Source organism: Halorubrum tibetense, assembly GCF_055396225.1.
This window is the reverse complement of the sequence record NZ_AP043742.1, coordinates 1,930,486-1,947,018: the sequence shown is the minus strand read 5'-3', so window position 1 is coordinate 1,947,018 and position 16,533 is coordinate 1,930,486. Positions and strand designations below refer to the sequence as shown.

The window sequence follows — 16,533 nt, the reverse complement described above, 5'->3', positions numbered from 1 at the left end:
GAGCGGTCGATCGGAGAAAGGTAGTCACGAGCAACACGGCCGGCAAAGAGCGGATGCGACACAGTCGATCAAGAGCGGATATCGGGCCCCACGTGCGGCGGACCCATGCGGCCCACCTACGCGTCCGTATCCCGGTCCGCGAGCAGCGCCGACGCCGTCAACAGCGACTCCAGCTCGATATCGTGTTCGGCCAACCGCTCCGTCGCGCCCTCCTCTCGGTCGACGACGACGAGCACGCGGTCGACGACCGCGCCCGCTTCGCGGAGCGCTTCGACCGCGTCGACGGCCGACTGGCCGGTCGTCGCGATGTCTTCCAGGACGACGACTTCCTCGCCCGCCTCCAGCCGCCCCTCGATCCGGTTTCCGGTGCCGTACTCCTTGGCCTGCTTGCGCGCGATGACGTAGGGCCGACCGAGCCGGTCGGCGGTCACGGCGACGAGCGGGACCGCGCCGAGCGCGACCCCGGCAAGCGTCGCGTCGGTGTCGGCCAGCCGGTCGGCGAACGCGTCGGCGATGAGCCCGAGACAGTCGGGGTCGGTTTCGAAGAGGTACTTATCCACGTAGTAGTCGCTCGTCCCCCCGTGTGAGAGCTCGAACTCCCCGAATCGAACCGCATCCGCAGCGCGAAGCGCGGCGATCAGCTCGACCGGTCGGTCGTCGTCGGTCATATCGGATCGGGGTCGTGGCGCGATAATAAACCGGCCGGTTCCCCCTCACTCCAGGTCCGACTCGCCGGGTGCTGGCTCGTCGGATGGCGACTCGCCGGATGGCGACGACTCCGCGGCCGGCGGACCCGCGGCGGGCAGCCGGAGTCGAACGGTCGTCCCCTCGCCGTCGATCCCGGGCTCGAACCCGACCGTCCCACCGTACGCCTCGACCACCCAGGCGACGATCCACAGCCCGATCCCGGAGTTGTGTCGGAGCTGCGTGATCGCCGCGTCGCCCGAGACCACCTCCCGGATCGCCTCCGGGATCCCCGGCCCGTCGTCGGCCACGCGTACCGTGACGGAACCGCGATCGGGGTCCGCGGTCGCGTCGATCGACACCCGCGGCGCGTCGGTGTCGGCGTGGACGACCGCGTTCTCGACGAGGTGATCGAGCACGCGGTCGAGCCGGTCGTCGGCCCGGACCGTGACCCCGTCCGGGATCGACACCTCGATCCGGGCGTCGGGGTGCTGCTCGGCCCGACGCTCGGCCACCGTCTCGGCCACCGGCCGAACCGACAGCGGCCGCGGCTGTTCGGAGAGCCCCTCTTCGACGACGCGTTTGATCTCCCGTGCGCCGTCGCCGAGGTCCGAGAGACGCTTCGCGGTCGCCTCGATCCGGTCGGCGTAGTCGGCTATCCGGTCGTCGTCGGTTCGATTCGCGATCTCGCTGGCGAACCCGAACACGACGTTCAGCTCGTTCCGGAGGTTGTGTCTGAGGATCCGGTTGACGACGCTGAGATATCGCTCGCGGTGTTTCCGCTCCGTGATATCCGTGTAGATACCGAACGCGTACGTCTGGTCCGGCGCGTCGTACGTGAACCCACGAAAGAGGAACTCCCGGGGGCCCGCCACCGTTCGGCGACGGATCTCGTCGGTGACGTGCCCCTCCTCGCGGACGCGGCGGTCGATCGACGCCTCGCTGGTCGCCGGCTCCGCCGGGTCGAGCGTGTCGTACCGGAGGTCGAGCTCGCCGATCGACTGCCCACGGACCGTGGCCGCCTCGTATCCGAACTGCGACTCGAACGCCGGGTTTATCGATTGGATGACGGTGTCGTCCGCCTCGTGGACTACCTCGATCACGGGATCGGGAAGCCGCTCGAACAGACGGTTGAACCGGTCGCGCTCTCGGCTGAGCTCGGTTCTCGTTCGGTGGAGATCGGTGGTGTCGACGAGTGACGCGACCACCCCGCCGGAGCCGTCGTGGAGCGACGAGAGCCGAAGCTCCCCCCGACGCGTCCGGTCGTCACGTCTCACCCCACCCGAGCCGCCATCCGGCCCCGCCGTGCCTCCCGTGTCCGCCGGCTCGACGGTCACGTCGACGACAGTGCTGTCCGCCTCCTCGTCGCGCGCCAGCGACGCGATCGCGTCCAGGATCGTGCCGTCGGTGCGTGACGGGGAGGTAGCGCGCCCGTCCGCCCCACCCGACGCGTCCAACACCGCCGAGATCGCTCGGCCGACGAGCGCGTCCTTCGGGATGCCGAGCCACGCCGCGAACGGGGTCGTCGCGTACGTGACCGCGCCGTCGGCGTCGAGCACACACACCATGTCGTCGACGTTCTCCAGCGCCGACTCGTACGTTCGGAGCTGCCGCTGTCTGTCGACGCGGTCGAACGCCGCCGTCGCGTTCGTCGCCAGCAGCTGGACGACGGAGAGGTCGGCGTCGTCGAACGCTCCCGGCTCCGGTGACCCGACGGAGAACACCCCGTGACGGCCGAGCGGGACCGCGATAACCGAGCGGATATCCCCGTAGTCACGGCCGTCGTCGCGCTCCCGGACGTCGTCGACGACGACGTGCTCGCCGGTGTCGAGCGCCTCGCTGGAGGTGTCCTCGCCGACCGGTCGCGGCGTCCACTCCCCGAGACGCTCGGCGGCCTCGTCGCTCCACGAGACGATTTCGAGCGTCTCCGTCGCCTCGTCGTACAGCTCGATCCCGTTGATCCGGTAGCCGAGTACCTCACGGGCGGCATCGACAAGTCGGGTCGCGATCCCCTCGGCGTCCTCGGCGCGCTGGAGCCGTTCCGCCGTCCCGAGCAGCTGTCTCAGCCGCTCCTCGCGTCGCTTCCGGTCGGTGATATCGGTGAAGAAGACGGAGAGCCCGTCTTCGGAGGGGTACGCTCGGACCTTCGTCCAGAGGTCGAGCGGGCCGTAGTGGTCCTCGAAGGAGACCGGCTCCTGTGTCTCCATCGCCCCCCGGTACGCCGACTCGTACCTCCGTCCGAGCGCGTCCGGGAACTCGCTCCAGACGTGCGTCCCCACGAGCGCGTCGGGGTCCCGGTCGAGCAGCGTCGCCGCCTTCCCGTTGACGTAGGTGAACTCCCAGTCGGCGTCGAGCGCGAAGAACGCGTCGTCGATCCGTTCGAGCGTGTTCTCCAGCCGTTCCGTCGCGGCCTCGCGCCGGTCTCGGGCCTGCTGGCGCTCGAACTCCTGGCCGAGCCACTCCGCGAGCAGCTCGACGAACAACCGCTCCGCGTCGGTGAAGCGCCGCTCACGGGTGTCCTCGTCCGCGAAACACAGCGTCCCGAGGGTCTCCCCCTCGACGACGACCCGACCGCCGATGTACGTCTCCAGACCGAACAGCTCGTAGGCTGGGTCGTCGGCCCACCCGTCCCGCTCCGGGTCGGTGAACGCCGTCGTCCCGCCGTCTTCGATCGTCCGCCGACAGTACGTCGTCTCCAGCGGGACGGTGCCGTCGGGGCTGATCGCCCCCGCTTCGATGAACGACTGGAGGAGCTCGTCCGCCCCCACCTGCTGGAGCAGCTCGTATCGGTCCTCGTCGACCCGCGAGGTGAACCCGATCGTCAGGTCTAGTCGTTCGCGGCCCACTTCGAGGAGGCGGTCGACCTTGGCTTCGACGTCCATGGAACGGTCGGACGTGATCCGGAGGAAGCGCTCGAGGAACTCGTCGTTCGCGCTTCGGCCGGTGCCACGGCGGCCGCTTGCCGCCCGGACTCGGTTCGCGAGCGTCTCCCCGTCGGCCGTCAGTCGGCGACCGGAGACGTACTCGATCCCGTGTCGACCGGCGTCGATCGCGGCGTCAGCGTCGTCATCGGCGGTATACGCGAGGACCGTCGTCTCGGGGAAGCGCTCGCGGACGGCGCGGAGGCAGTCGGGTCGGTCGATTCCGTTGTATCGGTTACTGCCGTCGTCTCGATCACCCACGTCAAGCCGGACCACGACGGCGTCGGCGTCGCCGGCGACGGCAGTGGCTACGTCCGCGTCGGTTCCGTCCGACGGGACCGCGTCGACGACGCGCGTCTCGGGAGGGAGCTCCGCCCACGGGGCGTCCGCTGGCGCTCCGAGGTGGAGGAGTCGGTTCTCAGCCGCCATCGATCGATCCCCCCGCGCGGCGCGCCACGCCCACCGACGGCCAGCGGATGGGATCCGGTCCGCCCACGGCGTCGTGAGGCGGCCGTCCTGTCGTTCCGATCACGCCCCACCGTACCAGCAGTTACGACTTAACGGTTTCCCGTATATCCTCAGATCCGATATTCGCGCCCCGTATCCGGCCGCCGAAAGTGGACGTTCGATCCGGATCCCTCCGTGTCGGATCGGATTCATCACGTCTCGGCCGCGTGAAGAACGGTGTCGCTCCGCAATAGCCGGACGCCGGAGCCGATGTCAGCGGTCGATCCCGCCGCCGCCGGCGACGACCCGCTCGACCTCGGCGGGCGTCACGACCGCGAGGTCGCCGTCGACGGTGCGTTTCAGCGCCGCAGTCGCGGCCGCCCACTCCAAGGCGTCGGCCGTGTCGCCGCCGGCGAGTCGCTTCGCGAGGAACCCCGCCACGAACGCGTCGCCGGTGCCGATCGCGTCGTGGGTGTCGGCGTCGAAGACGCCCTGCTCGGCCACCGACCCGTCGCGGAGCGCGACCGCGCCCTCCGTGCCGCGGGTGACGACCACGCAGTCGAACCCGTGCTCGGCGGTGAGCCCGTGTGCGATCTCGACCGCGTCGCCCTCGCGGTCGAGGACCTCGCGCGCGTCGCGCCGCGGGACGAACAGGGTGTCGACGTGCTCGAACAGCGCCTCGTACGCTGCCCGGGCGGTCGCCGGCTCCCAGAGTTTCGACCGGTAGTTCAGGTCGAACGTCCGGGTCACGCCGGCGTCGCCGGCCGCCCGCAACAGCGTGGTCGTCGCCTCCCGCGTCGCCGGCGCGAGCGCCGGGGTGATACCCGTCGTGTGGAAGTACGCCGCCGACTCGAACACCTCGGTCGGGAGCTCGCTGGGCTCGACGGTCGTGATCGCCGAGTCGGCCCGGTCATAGATCACGTCCGTACCGCGGGGCTTCCCGCCGTGTTCGAGGTAGTAAGTCCCGACGCGGCTCTCGGCGGGGTCGGTCCACGCGACACCGGTTCGGACGCCGTGGCTGCGGAGCTCGCTCACGACCCGGCGGCCGAGCGGCGAGTCGGGCAGTTTCGAGATCCAGGCGGCGTCGGCACCGAGCCGTGCAGCGCCGACCGCGACGTTGCTCTCGGCACCGCCGGCCTGTACGTCGAGCTCGCGGGCCGTCTCCAGCCGGTCCCCCCGCGGGGGCGAGAGCCGAAGCATCGTCTCGCCGAACGTCACGAGCTCCGTCACGCCGACCACCCCGCCGACGCGGTCGTTGCCGTGTCCATACCCGCCGATCCGTCCCGGAGTACAAAAGCGACCCCGATCCGACGGGCTCGAACGGTCACGATAGGGGCACCATCGGTCACCGGAACGCCGACGCCAACACGACCGCGCCGAACAGCAACAGCGCGAGCGCCGCGACGGGCTGGCCGCCCGCGGCGGCGACGTAGGTCCCGTAGACGACGACCGCGGACAGCGTCCCCACGAGCACCGCGCTCCCGGCGTGGACGGCGACGTTCCGCCGGGTCCGCCCCTCGCGGCCGACGTGACGGCCGACGGAGAGCCCGTGGTCCGCAACGTCCCACCCGACCGCGAGCGCGACGGCGGCGATCAGTAGCGGCTCCGCGCCACCCCCGGACCCGACCGCGACCGCGACGCCGACGACGCCCGCGCCCGCGCCCCACGAGAGCAGGCGGGACGACCCGAGGACCAACCCGACGCCGTATCCCGCGACGGAGAGGCCGACCACCGCCCCGCCGATCGGCGCGGCCAACACGGCGGCCAGCGTCGCCAGCGTCGCCGCGCCGAGCGACAGCGCGACAGCGAGTCGGGGCGGACGCGCGTCCCGTTCCGTATCGCCCGCGAACTCGGGTCGATCCCCGCTTGCAGTTCCTCGCGTTTCGCCGCGAGCTCGGCCCGGACCACGACTACGTTCGCCGCCCCGTCCGTCGCTCCGTAACTCTCCGCCCCGTCCGTCGCTCCGTAACTCGTCGCGACCGCTCATCGCGACCACCGCCGGCCGGCGTTCGCGACGGCGGCCGGGAACGATCCGTCGCCCCACTCCAAAGCGCGGATCCCGGCCGCCCGGAGGTCCCGGATCCGTTCGTCGCGTTCGAGCGCGACGAGTCGCTGCCCGGCTCCGCCCCCGCTACCCCACCCGTCGGCCGCTCCCGACCCCTCGGCGTCGGCCGACGAGCCGGTCGCGGTCGCGTCCGGCGAGAGGACGGTCACGAGGTGGCCGTACGCGTCGAGCCGCCGGGCGATCGACGCGGGGTACCGGTCGGTCAGGGGGCTGAACAACAACACCTGCGCGTCCGCCGGGATCCGGCGACGGAACCGCCGAAACCACAACGACGGGTAGAACGACTCCTCAGGGGGTGTCGGCGCGAGCGCGGGGTCGGTCGCGAGCGTCTCCCGGCCCCGGACCGCGTGTTCGGTCCCGACGCCGGGCGGAAGCCAGCAATCCCCCGGGCCGATCGCCGCGATCCCGACGCGGTCGCCGGTGGCGAGCAGCGCGGTGAACGCCTGGCCAGCCGCCTCGACGCTCGCCTCGACGGCCGTGTCCGCCGACGGCTCCGGGGCGACGTACGCCTCCGACCGCGCGTCGATCAGCAACACGACGGTCGCCGCGCGCTCCTCGCGGAGGTCGAGCGTCGCCAGCTCGCCCGTCCGCGCGCGTCGGTTCCAGTCGACCCGCTTGAGGGGGTCGCCGCGGCGGTACTCGCGGGTGGCGTAGAACTCGACGCCGGAGCCCCCGATGTCCGTCGGTACCCGCCCGTGCGAGACGGTCGTCAGCCCCCGGAGCGGGAGGTCGCCGCCGGCGGAGAGATCCGGCGTACACGCCAGTCGCGTGGGCGTCTCGATCTCCGTGAGTCGCTCGCGCGACCCGGCGGGATTCCGCGTCACTGCCCGTATCGTTCCCCACTCGTGGTCGCCACGGGCCGCTCTGACCGTGTACTCCAGGGTGACCGACGCGCCCGGCCGGAGCGCCGTCGCGACGCGTGCGGGCCCGTCCGTCACCTCCAGCGCCGGCGGCACCCCGTCGACGAGCCGGAGGTCGAAACAGGAGCGGTCGCCGACGTTGCGCGCGCGGAGCGACACCCTCACCTCGTCGCCGGGGTCCGGACGCTCGTCGCTCACGGTCCGCGAGACCGCCAGCTCGGCCGTCCCGGCCTCGCCGACGCGGGCGTACAGCGCGTAGCCGACTCCCGTCGCGCCGACGAGCACCGTCGCCGGCTGTCTGAGGACGACCCCGATCCCCACGAGCGCGAGCGCGACGCCGGTGATCCCGACCCAGCGTCCCGTGTCGAACGCGCGTCGCGGGCGACGCTCGGCGGTCGTCCCTCCCTCGTCCACCCCCGTTTCCTCGTCCCCCACCGCAGTCGCCTCGTCGTCCTCCACCGCAGTCGCCTCGTCGTCCTCCACCGCGGGCGTCCCGTCACCGGCATCGCTCGCATCGTCCTCGATGGCGCTCGTCACCGGTCCGGACGCCCCCGTTCATCCGCCGCCGCGCCGCCCTCCGCTCCGGCCTCCACGCCACGATCCAGGCGTTCGATCTCGGCGAGCGCGGCCAGGACGCCGACGTGGTACGTCGGCCGCCCGAACAATCCCCCGCGAAGTCGGTCGCGAAGGGGGTATCGGACCGACGACGAGAGGAACGCCGCGGCAGTCGGGTCGTCCGTCCACTCGCCGCTCTCGACAAGCGCCTCGGCGCGGTCGTGTGGGTGATTTCGGCGTCGGGCGACGGTCCGGACGGCGACGGACCGCACTCGCCCCTGGATCCGTTCCCGAGTGCGACGCCGGCGAAGGCGGCCGCCCGCCGCGCGGCGGATCTCCCCGTCGAGGTCCGCGCCCGGGACCGTCGCCGGCTCGCGCCGCTCCGGCTCGCCGAGCGTCACGGTCGCTCGCTCGCGCCCGCGACGCGCGTTCACGTACCGGATCCCCTGGAGCACGCCCAACACACCGATCAAGGTGACGACGAACGTCGAGAGGCCGAACGCCTCCGCGAGTCCGGCGTCGAACACGACGAGGAACCCGGCGGCGACAGCGGCGACGCCGACGACGGCGAGCGGGCGCATTACCGGTCACCCCCGAACGAGCCGCCATCGCGAGCGTCGTCGCCGCCCCCGCGGATCCAGCCCTCCTGTCGGTCGCCTCCTCCGTCCGTTTCGCCGCCGTTGCCGTCGTCCCTGTGTGCCGCCTCGATCCGCCGGAGTGCCGCGACGGCCCGTCGCTCGCGCTCGTCGGTCGGGTCTTCGCCGCCGTATCGGACTCGCTCGAAGACGTCGGTGAGCTGTGAGACGGGCCCGGGCTCGACGCCGGCGTCGACGGCCGCCGTCGCGAACTCCGCGGGCGTCGAGGAGGCCGGACGGTCGATGTCGAGGGTCTCCGTCATCTCCCGCCACGCCCGGTACACCTCGTTGCCGGCGCTTTCGGACTCGATCCGGTCGGCCGCCGCGCCGGCAGTTCGGGCGACGGCCGCGAGGTCCGGGTCTGACGGGTCCGTCCCCTCGTCCGAACCGTTCCCTGCCGCCGGGACGCCCTCGTCGTCGCCGGACGCCGCGACGAGGACGAGAACGCTGGCGACGAGTGCGACCACGACCACCGCGACGAACAGCAGCTCCGGCGTCGAGACGGTGCCTGACCCCTCGCCGAACACGCCGCCGCCACCGCCACCCCCTTCGGTGAACGTGCCGTTCTCGTCGCCGATGATCCCGAACTGATCGCGACCGGGGAACTCCAGCGGCCGGCACATCGACAACAGGAGTATCACGACCGCCAACGGGGTACCGACCGTCGCCGCGACGACGGCCCCGGCGAACGCCGACCCGGTGTCGCGGTACGCGAACAGCCCGATCGCGAGGAGGCCGAGTCCGAACAGCAGTAGCGCCGGCGGCTCGCGCAGCCACTCGTAACACACCGGCGGGAGCGACACCCCCGCCTCGCCGCCGGGGCTGTCGGACACGGAGACGTCTTCGCTCGTTTCGCTCGGGCCCGCGCCGCTGCCGGGTGAGTCGCCGCCGAACCCGCCACCGTCGCCCGTGACGGCGGTGTCGAGCGTCGCTGCCGCGACGCCGAGGGCGACGACCGCGAGGAGGGCTAAAACGACCGCAGCGAGGGTCTCTCGCTTCACGGCGATAGATACGGGCTCCGGTGGGTATACCTTTCGCCAACGTTCGGTCGTCCGCGCCGTCGGCGATCACCCGTCCGCGCCGTCGACGACCCCGTCGAGCCGAGTCGTCGGGAACAGCCCGGTGATCTCCGGTTGCTCGGCGGCGTCGACCGGGGTCTCCACGAGCCGATAGGCGTTCCCGTCACGCTCGACGACGCCGGCAGCCGCGAGGTGGTCGAGATGGGCGAACGCCTCGCCGGGGCCGTGGAGGATATGGATGGCCTCGAGCTCGCCGAACAGCGCCGCCGACACCTCCCAGGCGGTCGCCGGACCCTCCGCGAGCACGTCGAGGACGCGCCGGGTTCGGTGGCGGTGATGATCGAGGATCTCCGCGGCCCGTCGGCTCGGCTCGTCGATCCGCTCGCGGTGTCCCGGGTGTGCGGCGTCCCAGTCGCGTTCGACGATCCGCGCGAGGCTATCGGCGTACTTCCCGAGCGGGTCGTCGACGCGGACGTCCGCGCCACCGACGTTCGGCGTGTACCGCGGTAAGAGCGCGTCGCCGGTGAACGCCTCCGCGAACCGTCGTCCGTCTTCGTGGCGATCCGACGCGGCCGACTCGTCGTCCGCGACATCGGATCTGGCGGCGGCGTCCGATTCGCCCGGTAGCTCCCGCGGATCGAACGCGAACGCCGACAGGCCGGCAGTGTGGCCCGGCAGGTGGACCGCTTCGAGCGCGAGTCCCCCGATGTCGAAGGTATCGCCGTCCGTGAACGTCGTGACGGTCGCGTCGCGACCGCGGAGCCCGCGTCCGACCGCGGCGTAGAACGACTGCAGGCGCTCTCGCGCCTCCGCCGGCATCCCCCAGCGGTCGAAGACGGCCGTCTGCGCGTCGGGGTCCTCCGCGAACGCCGTTTCACTCCCGTCAACCAGCGACGCGTCGGCCGCGTGGACGAACACGTCGGCGTCGCCCGCCGCCTGTATCTCGCCGGCGAGCCCGGCGTGGTCCGGGTGCCAGTGGGTGAGGAACACCCGGTCCACGTCCGCGAACGCGACGCCGTGTGCCGCGAGCCCGTCGCGGAGCTCCTCACGGGTGTCGGGCGTCGCGACGCCGGTGTCGATGAGCGTGGTCTCGTCCGTATCGAGCAAGTAGGCGTCGTTTTCGCCCTCGAAAACGGTGTTCCCGAGCTGGATGCGTTTCACGGCCGTGGATCGTCGGGCTCCCTTTTGAGGGTTGCTACCCGGTCACGCCGGTGAACTCGAAGCGAGCGCCGCCCCGTTCGGTCGTGTCCTCGTCGCTGTCGTCTCCGTCCGCCTCGTCGCCGGCGGCGTCGGTGGCCTCGGTGGCGTCAGTCACTCGCGCGTCCCAACCGTGGGCGTCCGCCACCTGCTCGACGATGCGGAGGCCGAACCCCGTCCCCTCCGGCGTCGTGGTGTAGCCGCTTTCGAACACGCGCTCGCGGTCGTCGGGCGGGATCCCCGGTCCGTCGTCGGCGACGTAAAAGCCGTTTTCGAGGTCGCCGACCGTGACGGTCACGTCCTCGCCGCCGTGTTCGATCGCGTTGCGGAACAGGTTCTCCGCGAGCCGTTCCAGCCGGCTCCGGTCGCCCGAGAGGCTCCGGTCCGTCCGAACGTCGAGGATCGCCTCCGCGGTGGCCACGTTCCGCCACGCGTCCGTCGCGAGCGATGCGAGGTCGACGACCTCTCCGTCGTCGACGTCGTCGTCAGCCCGTGCCAGAAGGAGGAGGTCATCGATGAGCTGCCGCATCCGACCGTGTGCGTGGGCGATCTCCTCGACGTGCGTCTCCAGGGCGGCGGTCTCGTCGTCCGAGTCGGCCGGGTCGTCCGAGTCGACAGACCCCTCCGCCCCCGGGGGCTCGCGAAGCTCCCGGAGGGCTCCCTCGAGGAGGTCGAGCCGACCTTCCGCGACGGACAGCGGGTTCCGGAGGTCGTGGCTCACGACCCTCGCGAACTCGTCGAGCCGCTCGTTCTTCCGACGGAGCGACTCCTCGCGTCGCTTCCGGTCCGTGATATCGCGGATAACGCCCACTCGGTCGAGCGTCTCCCCGTCCGCTTTCACCTTCGTGAACCGCATCTCCACCGGGAACCGCTCCCCGTCCGCCGTCAGGAAGTCGTACTCGATGACGCCCACGTCGCGGTCGCCGTCGGCGAGCTCGGCGCGCGCCCGTTTCGCCTTCGCCGCCGTCTCGTCCGTGACCCAGTCGTAGATGTCCGTCCCGATCAGGGTCTCGCGATCCACGCCCTTCATCTCCGCGTACCGGTCGTTGACGTACGCGATGCTCCCGTCCGGCTCGATGGCGTAGACGGCGTCGTCGAGCGAGTCGAGGATCGTCTCGTACCGGCGGAGCGCCCTGTCACGGGCGGGTCGGTCGGCCATACGCGTTCGTCGCACGCTTCGACCTGTCGAGGCATAAACACCGGGTTCCCGAGACATCCCGTTGTCGTCGGGCGGGCCGTCGACACGTCCTCCGGATCACCCGGTTTTTGTTCGCCGGTCACCTCGCGTCGGTATGGAGTACGAACCCGGGGTCTGCAATATCGGACCGGCCCAGCAACGGCGACGCCTCCTGCTGGGCGTCGGATCGCTTCTCGCCGCCGCCGTCCTCGTCGCGGCCGTGGTGACGGTCGAGTGGCCGCGCTGGGCGCTCCTGGCCGTCGTGTTCCCGCTGTACGGGACCGCGCTGGGGTTCATCCAGTACCGCGAGCGGTTCTGCGTCGGCTTCGCCGGGATCGGCGTGTTCGACGTGGGCGACGGGACGACCGAGGTCGCCGATAGCGCGGCGCTGGAGGCCGACCGGAAACGGGCCGTGCGGCTGAACGCGACGGCCGCCGCCGTCGGCGTCGTCGGCGCGCTCGTCGTGTACGGCGTCGCGGTCGTCGGTTTATAAGTAGCGAGCGGCGTCGCGGTCGTTAGTTTATACGTAGCGAGCGGCGTCTCGGTCGTTAGTTTATACGTAGCGAGCGGCGTCTCGGTCGTCGGTTTATAAATGACGAGCGGCGTCGCGGTCGTTAGGTTGTACGTAGCAGACCGCGTCCTCGGCAGTTTCCGACACCGGACCGTCGCGATCAGCGGGGACGGTTTGCGGCCGGTCACTTATAAGTGATCGCTGAAGCAGTGACGGCGGGCGTCCTCGGAAGCAGCTTCAGTCGGTCGCGTCGATATCTCGTCGGGTCCTGCCCTCTCGCAGGGCACCGCACCCCACACGCTTCCTGATCACGGCGACCGGCTCGCGCCCGTATAAACGCGTGAACCGGCGCGCCCGTGGTCGGGACGCGTTCGTGTCGTCGGATCCTGTCGATGCCGCGTCGAATTTGGATACACGAACGTGCACATAGAAAAACATTAGAACGGGTACGATGTCCACGTAAGTGAATGAGCCTGTCCGAGACGGACCACGAGCTCGTGACGGCCGAGCTCGACCGGGAGCCGACCCCGGCGGAAGTCGAGCTGTTCGAGAACCTGTGGAGCGAACACTGCGCGTATCGGTCCTCGCGACCGCTGCTGTCGGCGTTCGACAGCGAGGGCGACGGGGTCGTTGTCGGCCCCGGCGACGACGCCGCGGTGCTCGCGCTCCCGGAGCCCGACGCCGCCGACACCCCACCGGGCGAGCGCGATCCCGACGACTACGGCGAGACGTACGTCACGTTCGGGATCGAGAGCCACAACCACCCTTCCTACGTCGACCCGTTCGACGGCGCGGCGACGGGCGTCGGCGGCATCGTCCGCGACACCATGTCGATGGGCGCGTACCCGATCGCCCTGCTCGACTCGCTGTACTTCGGCGGCTTCGACCGCGAGCAGTCGCGATACCTGTTCGAGGGCGTCGTGGAGGGGATCTCCCACTACGGCAACTGTATCGGCGTCCCCACTGTGGGGGGGAGCGTCGCCTTCCACGGCGGCTACGAGGGGAACCCCCTCGTCAACGTCGCCTGCGTCGGCGTCACGAACGCGGATCGGCTCGTGACGGCGACCGCTCAGGAGCCCGGCAATCGGCTGCTGCTCGTCGGCAACGCGACCGGCCGGGACGGCCTCGGCGGTGCCTCCTTCGCGAGCGAGGACCTCGCCGAGGACGCCGAGACGGAGGACCGCCCCGCGGTCCAGGTGGGCGACCCCTACGCCGAAAAGCGGCTGATCGAGTGCAACGAGGCGCTGATCGACGAGGACCTCGTCCTGTCGGCGCGGGACCTCGGCGCGGCCGGGCTCGGCGGCGCCTCCTCCGAGCTCGTCGCGAAGGGTGGGCTCGGCGCGCATATCGAGCTCGACCGTGTCCACCAGCGCGAGCCGAACATGAACGCCCTGGAAGTCCTGCTGGCCGAGAGCCAGGAGCGGATGTGTTACGAGGTCGCACCCGAGAACGTCGACCGCGTCCGCGAGCTCGCCGACCGGTTCGACCTCGGCTGTTCGGATATCGGCGAGGTCACCGACGGCAACTACGTCTGCACGTTCGACGGCCCGGGCACCGACGGCCGCGAGACGGTCGTCGACGTCGACGCCGAGTTCCTCGCCGACGGCGCGCCGATGAACGACCTCGCGGCCGCCGAGCCCCCGGCTCCCGAACGCGACCTCCCGGAGCTCGCGCTCGCTGACGCCTTCGAGACGGTCGTCGCCGACCCGAACACCGCGAGCAAGCGCTGGGTGTACCGCCAGTACGACCACGAGGTCGGTACTCGAACCGCGATGAAACCGGGCGACGACGCCGCGATCATCGCGATGCGGGAGACGGCCGGGACGACGACGAGCACCGACTCCGACACGGAGGGCGTCGGCCTCGCGCTCTCCTCGGGCGCGAACCCCCGCTGGACGAGCGTCGCCCCCTACGACGGGGCCCGCGCGGTCGCGCTGGAGAACGCGACGAACCTCGCGGCGAAGGGGGCGGTCCCGCTCGCGGCGGTCGACTGTCTCAACGGTGGCAACCCCGAGAAGCCGGACGTGTACGGCGGGTTCACGGCCATCGTCGACGGGCTCGCTGACGCCTGCGCCGCGCTCGACACGCCCGTCGTCGGCGGCAACGTCTCGCTGTACAACGACAGCGTCGAGGGACCGATCCCACCGACGCCAACGCTCGCGCTGCTCGGCACCCGGGCCGGGTACGACGCCCCGCCGGCCGCGCTCGATGCCGACGCCGCGGGAGATTCGACCCTGCTCCTCGTCGGAGGCGCCGGTGACGCGCTCGGCGGGTCGGCGTACCTCGACGCCGCCGGCGGCTCCGACCGGTTCCCGTCGCTCCCGGCCGACCCGGCGGCGGTCGTCGCGTCGCTCGCGGCGGTCGCGCGCCACGAGACCACCCTCGCCACCCACGACGTGAGCGACGGCGGCCTCGCGGTCGCGCTCGCCGAGCTGGTCGGCGACGACACCGGTGTCGACGTCTCGCTGCCGGACCGGATCGCCGCCTTCGAGGAGACGCCGGGGCGGCTCGTCGTCCAGACGACCGACCCCGACGCGGTAGCCGACCGCGCCGGCGACCTCCCAGTCCTCCGGCTCGGGGACGTGACCACGGACGGGACGCTTTCACTGTCGGTCGGTGACGAGTCGATCGCGGCCGACGCCGACGCGATCCGCCAGCTCCGTGGCGTGATCGACCGTGAGCTGGCCTGAGATCACGGCGGTGCTCATCGGAGCGTCCGGGAACAGCCGTCGTCGTCCCGCTCCGGCATTCCCACGCCCCGAATTCGAACGACATGCTTTTAGGTACTCCTAAAATACATCGGGCAACAACGGGACGCCGGTTCGGTCGGTGCCCGACCACCGCATCATGGCCCATACCCAACGGACTGACGCGGACCGATCGACCGAGAGCGTGCGCCGATCGTCGACCGGCGTCGCCGGCGCGGACGACACGGGCGGCAGCGCTGACCCGGCAGCCACCACGTCGGGCGGTCGATCGACCGGGAACACCGCGTCCGCCGACCCCGTATTGACGCTCGACGAGGTCACCAAAGAGTTCGGCCCCGAATGCGCCGTCGAGGAGCTCTCGCTCGACGTTCGGGCGGGGGAGCTCCTCACGTTCCTCGGGCCGTCGGGCTGCGGGAAGACGACGATGCTCCGGATGATCGCCGGCTTAGAGGAGCCGACCAGCGGGTCGATCACCCTCGCGGGCGAGCGCGTCGCGGACGGCGAGTCGTTCGTTCCGCCGGAACGCCGCGACGTCGGGATCGTGTTCCAGAACTTCGCGCTGTTCCCCCACCTCACCGTCCGCGAGAACATCGCGTTCGGCCTCTCCGACGCCGACGATGCCGCGACTGCGGCGCGTGTCGACGAACTCCTCGAACTCGTCGATATGCCGAGCCACGGCGAGAAGACGCCGGACCAGCTGTCCGGCGGCCAGAAACAGCGCGTCGCGCTCGCGCGCTCGCTCGCACCGGAACCCGACCTGTTGCTGCTCGACGAGCCGTTCTCGAACCTCGACGTACGCCTACGCGTCGAGATGCGTGAAGAAGTCCGCCGGATCCTCAAACAGACGGGTGTCACCGCGGTGTCCGTCACGCACGATCAAGAGGAGGCGCTGTCCATCTCCGACCGCGTCGCCGTCATGAGCGAGGGGTCGATAGAGCAAGTGGGCGAGCCCGAGTCCGTCTTCGAGCGGCCGGAATCGAAGTTCGTCGCCTCCTTCCTCGGTCGGGCCTCGTTCCTCGAAGGCTGTCTGTGTGACGGGCAGGTCGAGACCGGGGTCGGCCGCTTCAACGCCGCCGCCCTCGAGGGATACGACACCACCTACGACGGCGCACCCGTCGACGTGCTCGTCCGGCCCGACGACCTGCGGGCGACGCCCGCGAACCCCGACGTCGCCGACGGGGTCGTCGTCGCGCGGCAGTACGTCGGCCCCTCGTTCATCTACCGGGTCGAGCTCGACTCCGGCGAGTCCGTTCACTGCCTCCACAACCACGTCGAGGAGTTCGGCCTCGACGAACCCGTCACGATCGACCTGATCGCCGACCATCCGCTGGCGTGGTACCCCCGCGGGCCGGCCGACGGTGCGGACGAGACCGATTTCTCCGCGATCGACATCGGTGACGGCTGTCGGACCCGGTGAGTGCCGTCGCTGGCGAGGGGAGGCGGTGTCGAACGAACGAGGGTCGGAACGAGGGTCGACGCGCGGGGCTCAGGCGAGGAGCGCCGGCAGAACGTACGCGAGCAGGATCCCGAGCAGGGTGACGGCCGCGCCGATGGCGACCTCGCGGCTCCCGAACTCCTGCATCGGGGCGGTCACGCGTGCGTCCGGGTCGGGCTCGTGGGAGTGATCGGCCATACCCGCGGATCCGTCCGGGGGATACATAAGGGCAGCTGAACCGCGTGGTCGGGGCGGTGAGCGCGGTTCGCCGTCAGATCGCTCCCAGCGGACCGACCCGCCGGGGATGTTTATATAATGC

At 71.2% G+C, this 16,533-nt stretch carries 12 protein-coding genes and 1 pseudogene; 3 read left to right on the top strand and 10 right to left on the bottom strand.

The features are described 5' to 3' along the window. Positions 1–116: 116 nt before the first annotated feature. The 9 genes from pyrE to ACZ5TV_RS09785 form a co-directional block, all read right to left on the bottom strand. A complete protein-coding gene (gene pyrE / locus ACZ5TV_RS09825; RefSeq protein ID WP_464383780.1) occupies positions 117–668 on the bottom strand; it encodes an orotate phosphoribosyltransferase in 552 nt (183 codons plus the stop codon). Positions 669–713: 45 nt separating this feature from the next. Continuing rightward, positions 714–4,034 (bottom strand): PAS domain-containing protein, encoded by a 3,321-nt coding sequence (locus ACZ5TV_RS09820; protein ID WP_379782591.1) that lies wholly within the window; start codon positions 4,032–4,034, stop codon positions 714–716. A 291-nt stretch (positions 4,035–4,325) separates the two neighbouring features. Next, positions 4,326–5,252 carry a bifunctional 2-dehydro-3-deoxygluconokinase/2-dehydro-3-deoxygalactonokinase gene (gene kdgK1, locus ACZ5TV_RS09815; protein WP_464384340.1) on the bottom strand — a complete coding sequence of 309 codons (927 nt, stop codon included), beginning with the start codon at positions 5,250–5,252 and terminating at the stop codon, positions 4,326–4,328. A gap of 145 nt (positions 5,253–5,397) precedes the next feature. Further along, the gene (locus tag ACZ5TV_RS09810; protein ID WP_464383779.1) at positions 5,398–6,039 is read right to left on the bottom strand and encodes a DUF7519 family protein; all 642 of its coding nucleotides are present in this window, start codon (positions 6,037–6,039) and stop codon (positions 5,398–5,400) included. Then, positions 6,036–7,514 (bottom strand): DUF58 domain-containing protein, encoded by a 1,479-nt coding sequence (locus ACZ5TV_RS09805; RefSeq protein ID WP_464383778.1) that lies wholly within the window; start codon positions 7,512–7,514, stop codon positions 6,036–6,038. Before ACZ5TV_RS09805 ends, ACZ5TV_RS09810 begins: the two co-directional genes overlap by 4 nt. Further along, positions 7,511–8,113, bottom strand: a complete 603-nt coding sequence (locus ACZ5TV_RS09800) for a DUF7269 family protein (protein WP_464383777.1) — start codon at positions 8,111–8,113, stop codon at positions 7,511–7,513. The genes ACZ5TV_RS09805 and ACZ5TV_RS09800 overlap by 4 nt, the downstream gene beginning before the upstream one ends. After that, positions 8,113–9,168 (bottom strand): DUF4129 domain-containing protein, encoded by a 1,056-nt coding sequence (locus ACZ5TV_RS09795; RefSeq protein WP_464383776.1) that lies wholly within the window; start codon positions 9,166–9,168, stop codon positions 8,113–8,115. The genes ACZ5TV_RS09800 and ACZ5TV_RS09795 overlap by 1 nt, the downstream gene beginning before the upstream one ends. A gap of 66 nt (positions 9,169–9,234) precedes the next feature. Further along, complete coding sequence (locus ACZ5TV_RS09790) at positions 9,235–10,347, bottom strand: MBL fold metallo-hydrolase (RefSeq protein WP_464383775.1); 1,113 nt, start codon at positions 10,345–10,347, stop codon at positions 9,235–9,237. Positions 10,348–10,381: 34 nt separating this feature from the next. After that, entirely contained in the window at positions 10,382–11,542 is a 1,161-nt protein-coding gene (locus ACZ5TV_RS09785) for a PAS domain S-box protein (protein ID WP_379783125.1), read from the bottom strand. A 133-nt stretch (positions 11,543–11,675) separates the two neighbouring features. Between ACZ5TV_RS09785 and ACZ5TV_RS09780 the strand changes: the two genes are divergently transcribed. The 3 genes and pseudogenes from ACZ5TV_RS09780 to ACZ5TV_RS09770 form a co-directional block, all read left to right on the top strand. Then, positions 11,676–12,053 carry a hypothetical protein gene (locus tag ACZ5TV_RS09780; RefSeq protein WP_464383774.1) on the top strand — a complete coding sequence of 126 codons (378 nt, stop codon included), beginning with the start codon at positions 11,676–11,678 and terminating at the stop codon, positions 12,051–12,053. 485 nt (positions 12,054–12,538) lie between these two features. Beyond that, positions 12,539–14,761 carry a phosphoribosylformylglycinamidine synthase subunit PurL gene (gene purL, locus ACZ5TV_RS09775; RefSeq protein ID WP_464383773.1) on the top strand — a complete coding sequence of 741 codons (2,223 nt, stop codon included), beginning with the start codon at positions 12,539–12,541 and terminating at the stop codon, positions 14,759–14,761. Positions 14,762–14,918: 157 nt separating this feature from the next. Then, a pseudogene (locus tag ACZ5TV_RS09770) lies at positions 14,919–16,124 on the top strand (ABC transporter ATP-binding protein); the annotation flags it as partial. 141 nt (positions 16,125–16,265) lie between these two features. On the opposite strand, the gene ACZ5TV_RS09765 reads toward ACZ5TV_RS09770, so the two are convergent. Then, entirely contained in the window at positions 16,266–16,412 is a 147-nt protein-coding gene (locus tag ACZ5TV_RS09765; protein WP_379780913.1) for a DUF7550 family protein, read from the bottom strand. Between the last annotated feature and the right edge of the window lie 121 nt (positions 16,413–16,533).

Coding starts and splice junctions, on each gene's coding strand:
- pyrE (WP_464383780.1), bottom strand. CDS start 668: ATGACCGACGACGACCGACCGGTCGAGCTGATCGCCGCGCTTCGCGCT.
- ACZ5TV_RS09820 (WP_379782591.1), bottom strand. CDS start 4,034: ATGGCGGCTGAGAACCGACTCCTCCACCTCGGAGCGCCAGCGGACGCC.
- kdgK1 (WP_464384340.1), bottom strand. CDS start 5,252: ATGCTTCGGCTCTCGCCCCCGCGGGGGGACCGGCTGGAGACGGCCCGC.
- ACZ5TV_RS09810 (WP_464383779.1), bottom strand. CDS start 6,039: ATGAGCGGTCGCGACGAGTTACGGAGCGACGGACGGGGCGGAGAGTTA.
- ACZ5TV_RS09800 (WP_464383777.1), bottom strand. CDS start 8,113: ATGCGCCCGCTCGCCGTCGTCGGCGTCGCCGCTGTCGCCGCCGGGTTC.
- ACZ5TV_RS09785 (WP_379783125.1), bottom strand. CDS start 11,542: ATGGCCGACCGACCCGCCCGTGACAGGGCGCTCCGCCGGTACGAGACG.
- ACZ5TV_RS09780 (WP_464383774.1), top strand. CDS start 11,676: ATGGAGTACGAACCCGGGGTCTGCAATATCGGACCGGCCCAGCAACGG.
- purL (WP_464383773.1), top strand. CDS start 12,539: ATGAGCCTGTCCGAGACGGACCACGAGCTCGTGACGGCCGAGCTCGAC.
- ACZ5TV_RS09765 (WP_379780913.1), bottom strand. CDS start 16,412: ATGGCCGATCACTCCCACGAGCCCGACCCGGACGCACGCGTGACCGCC.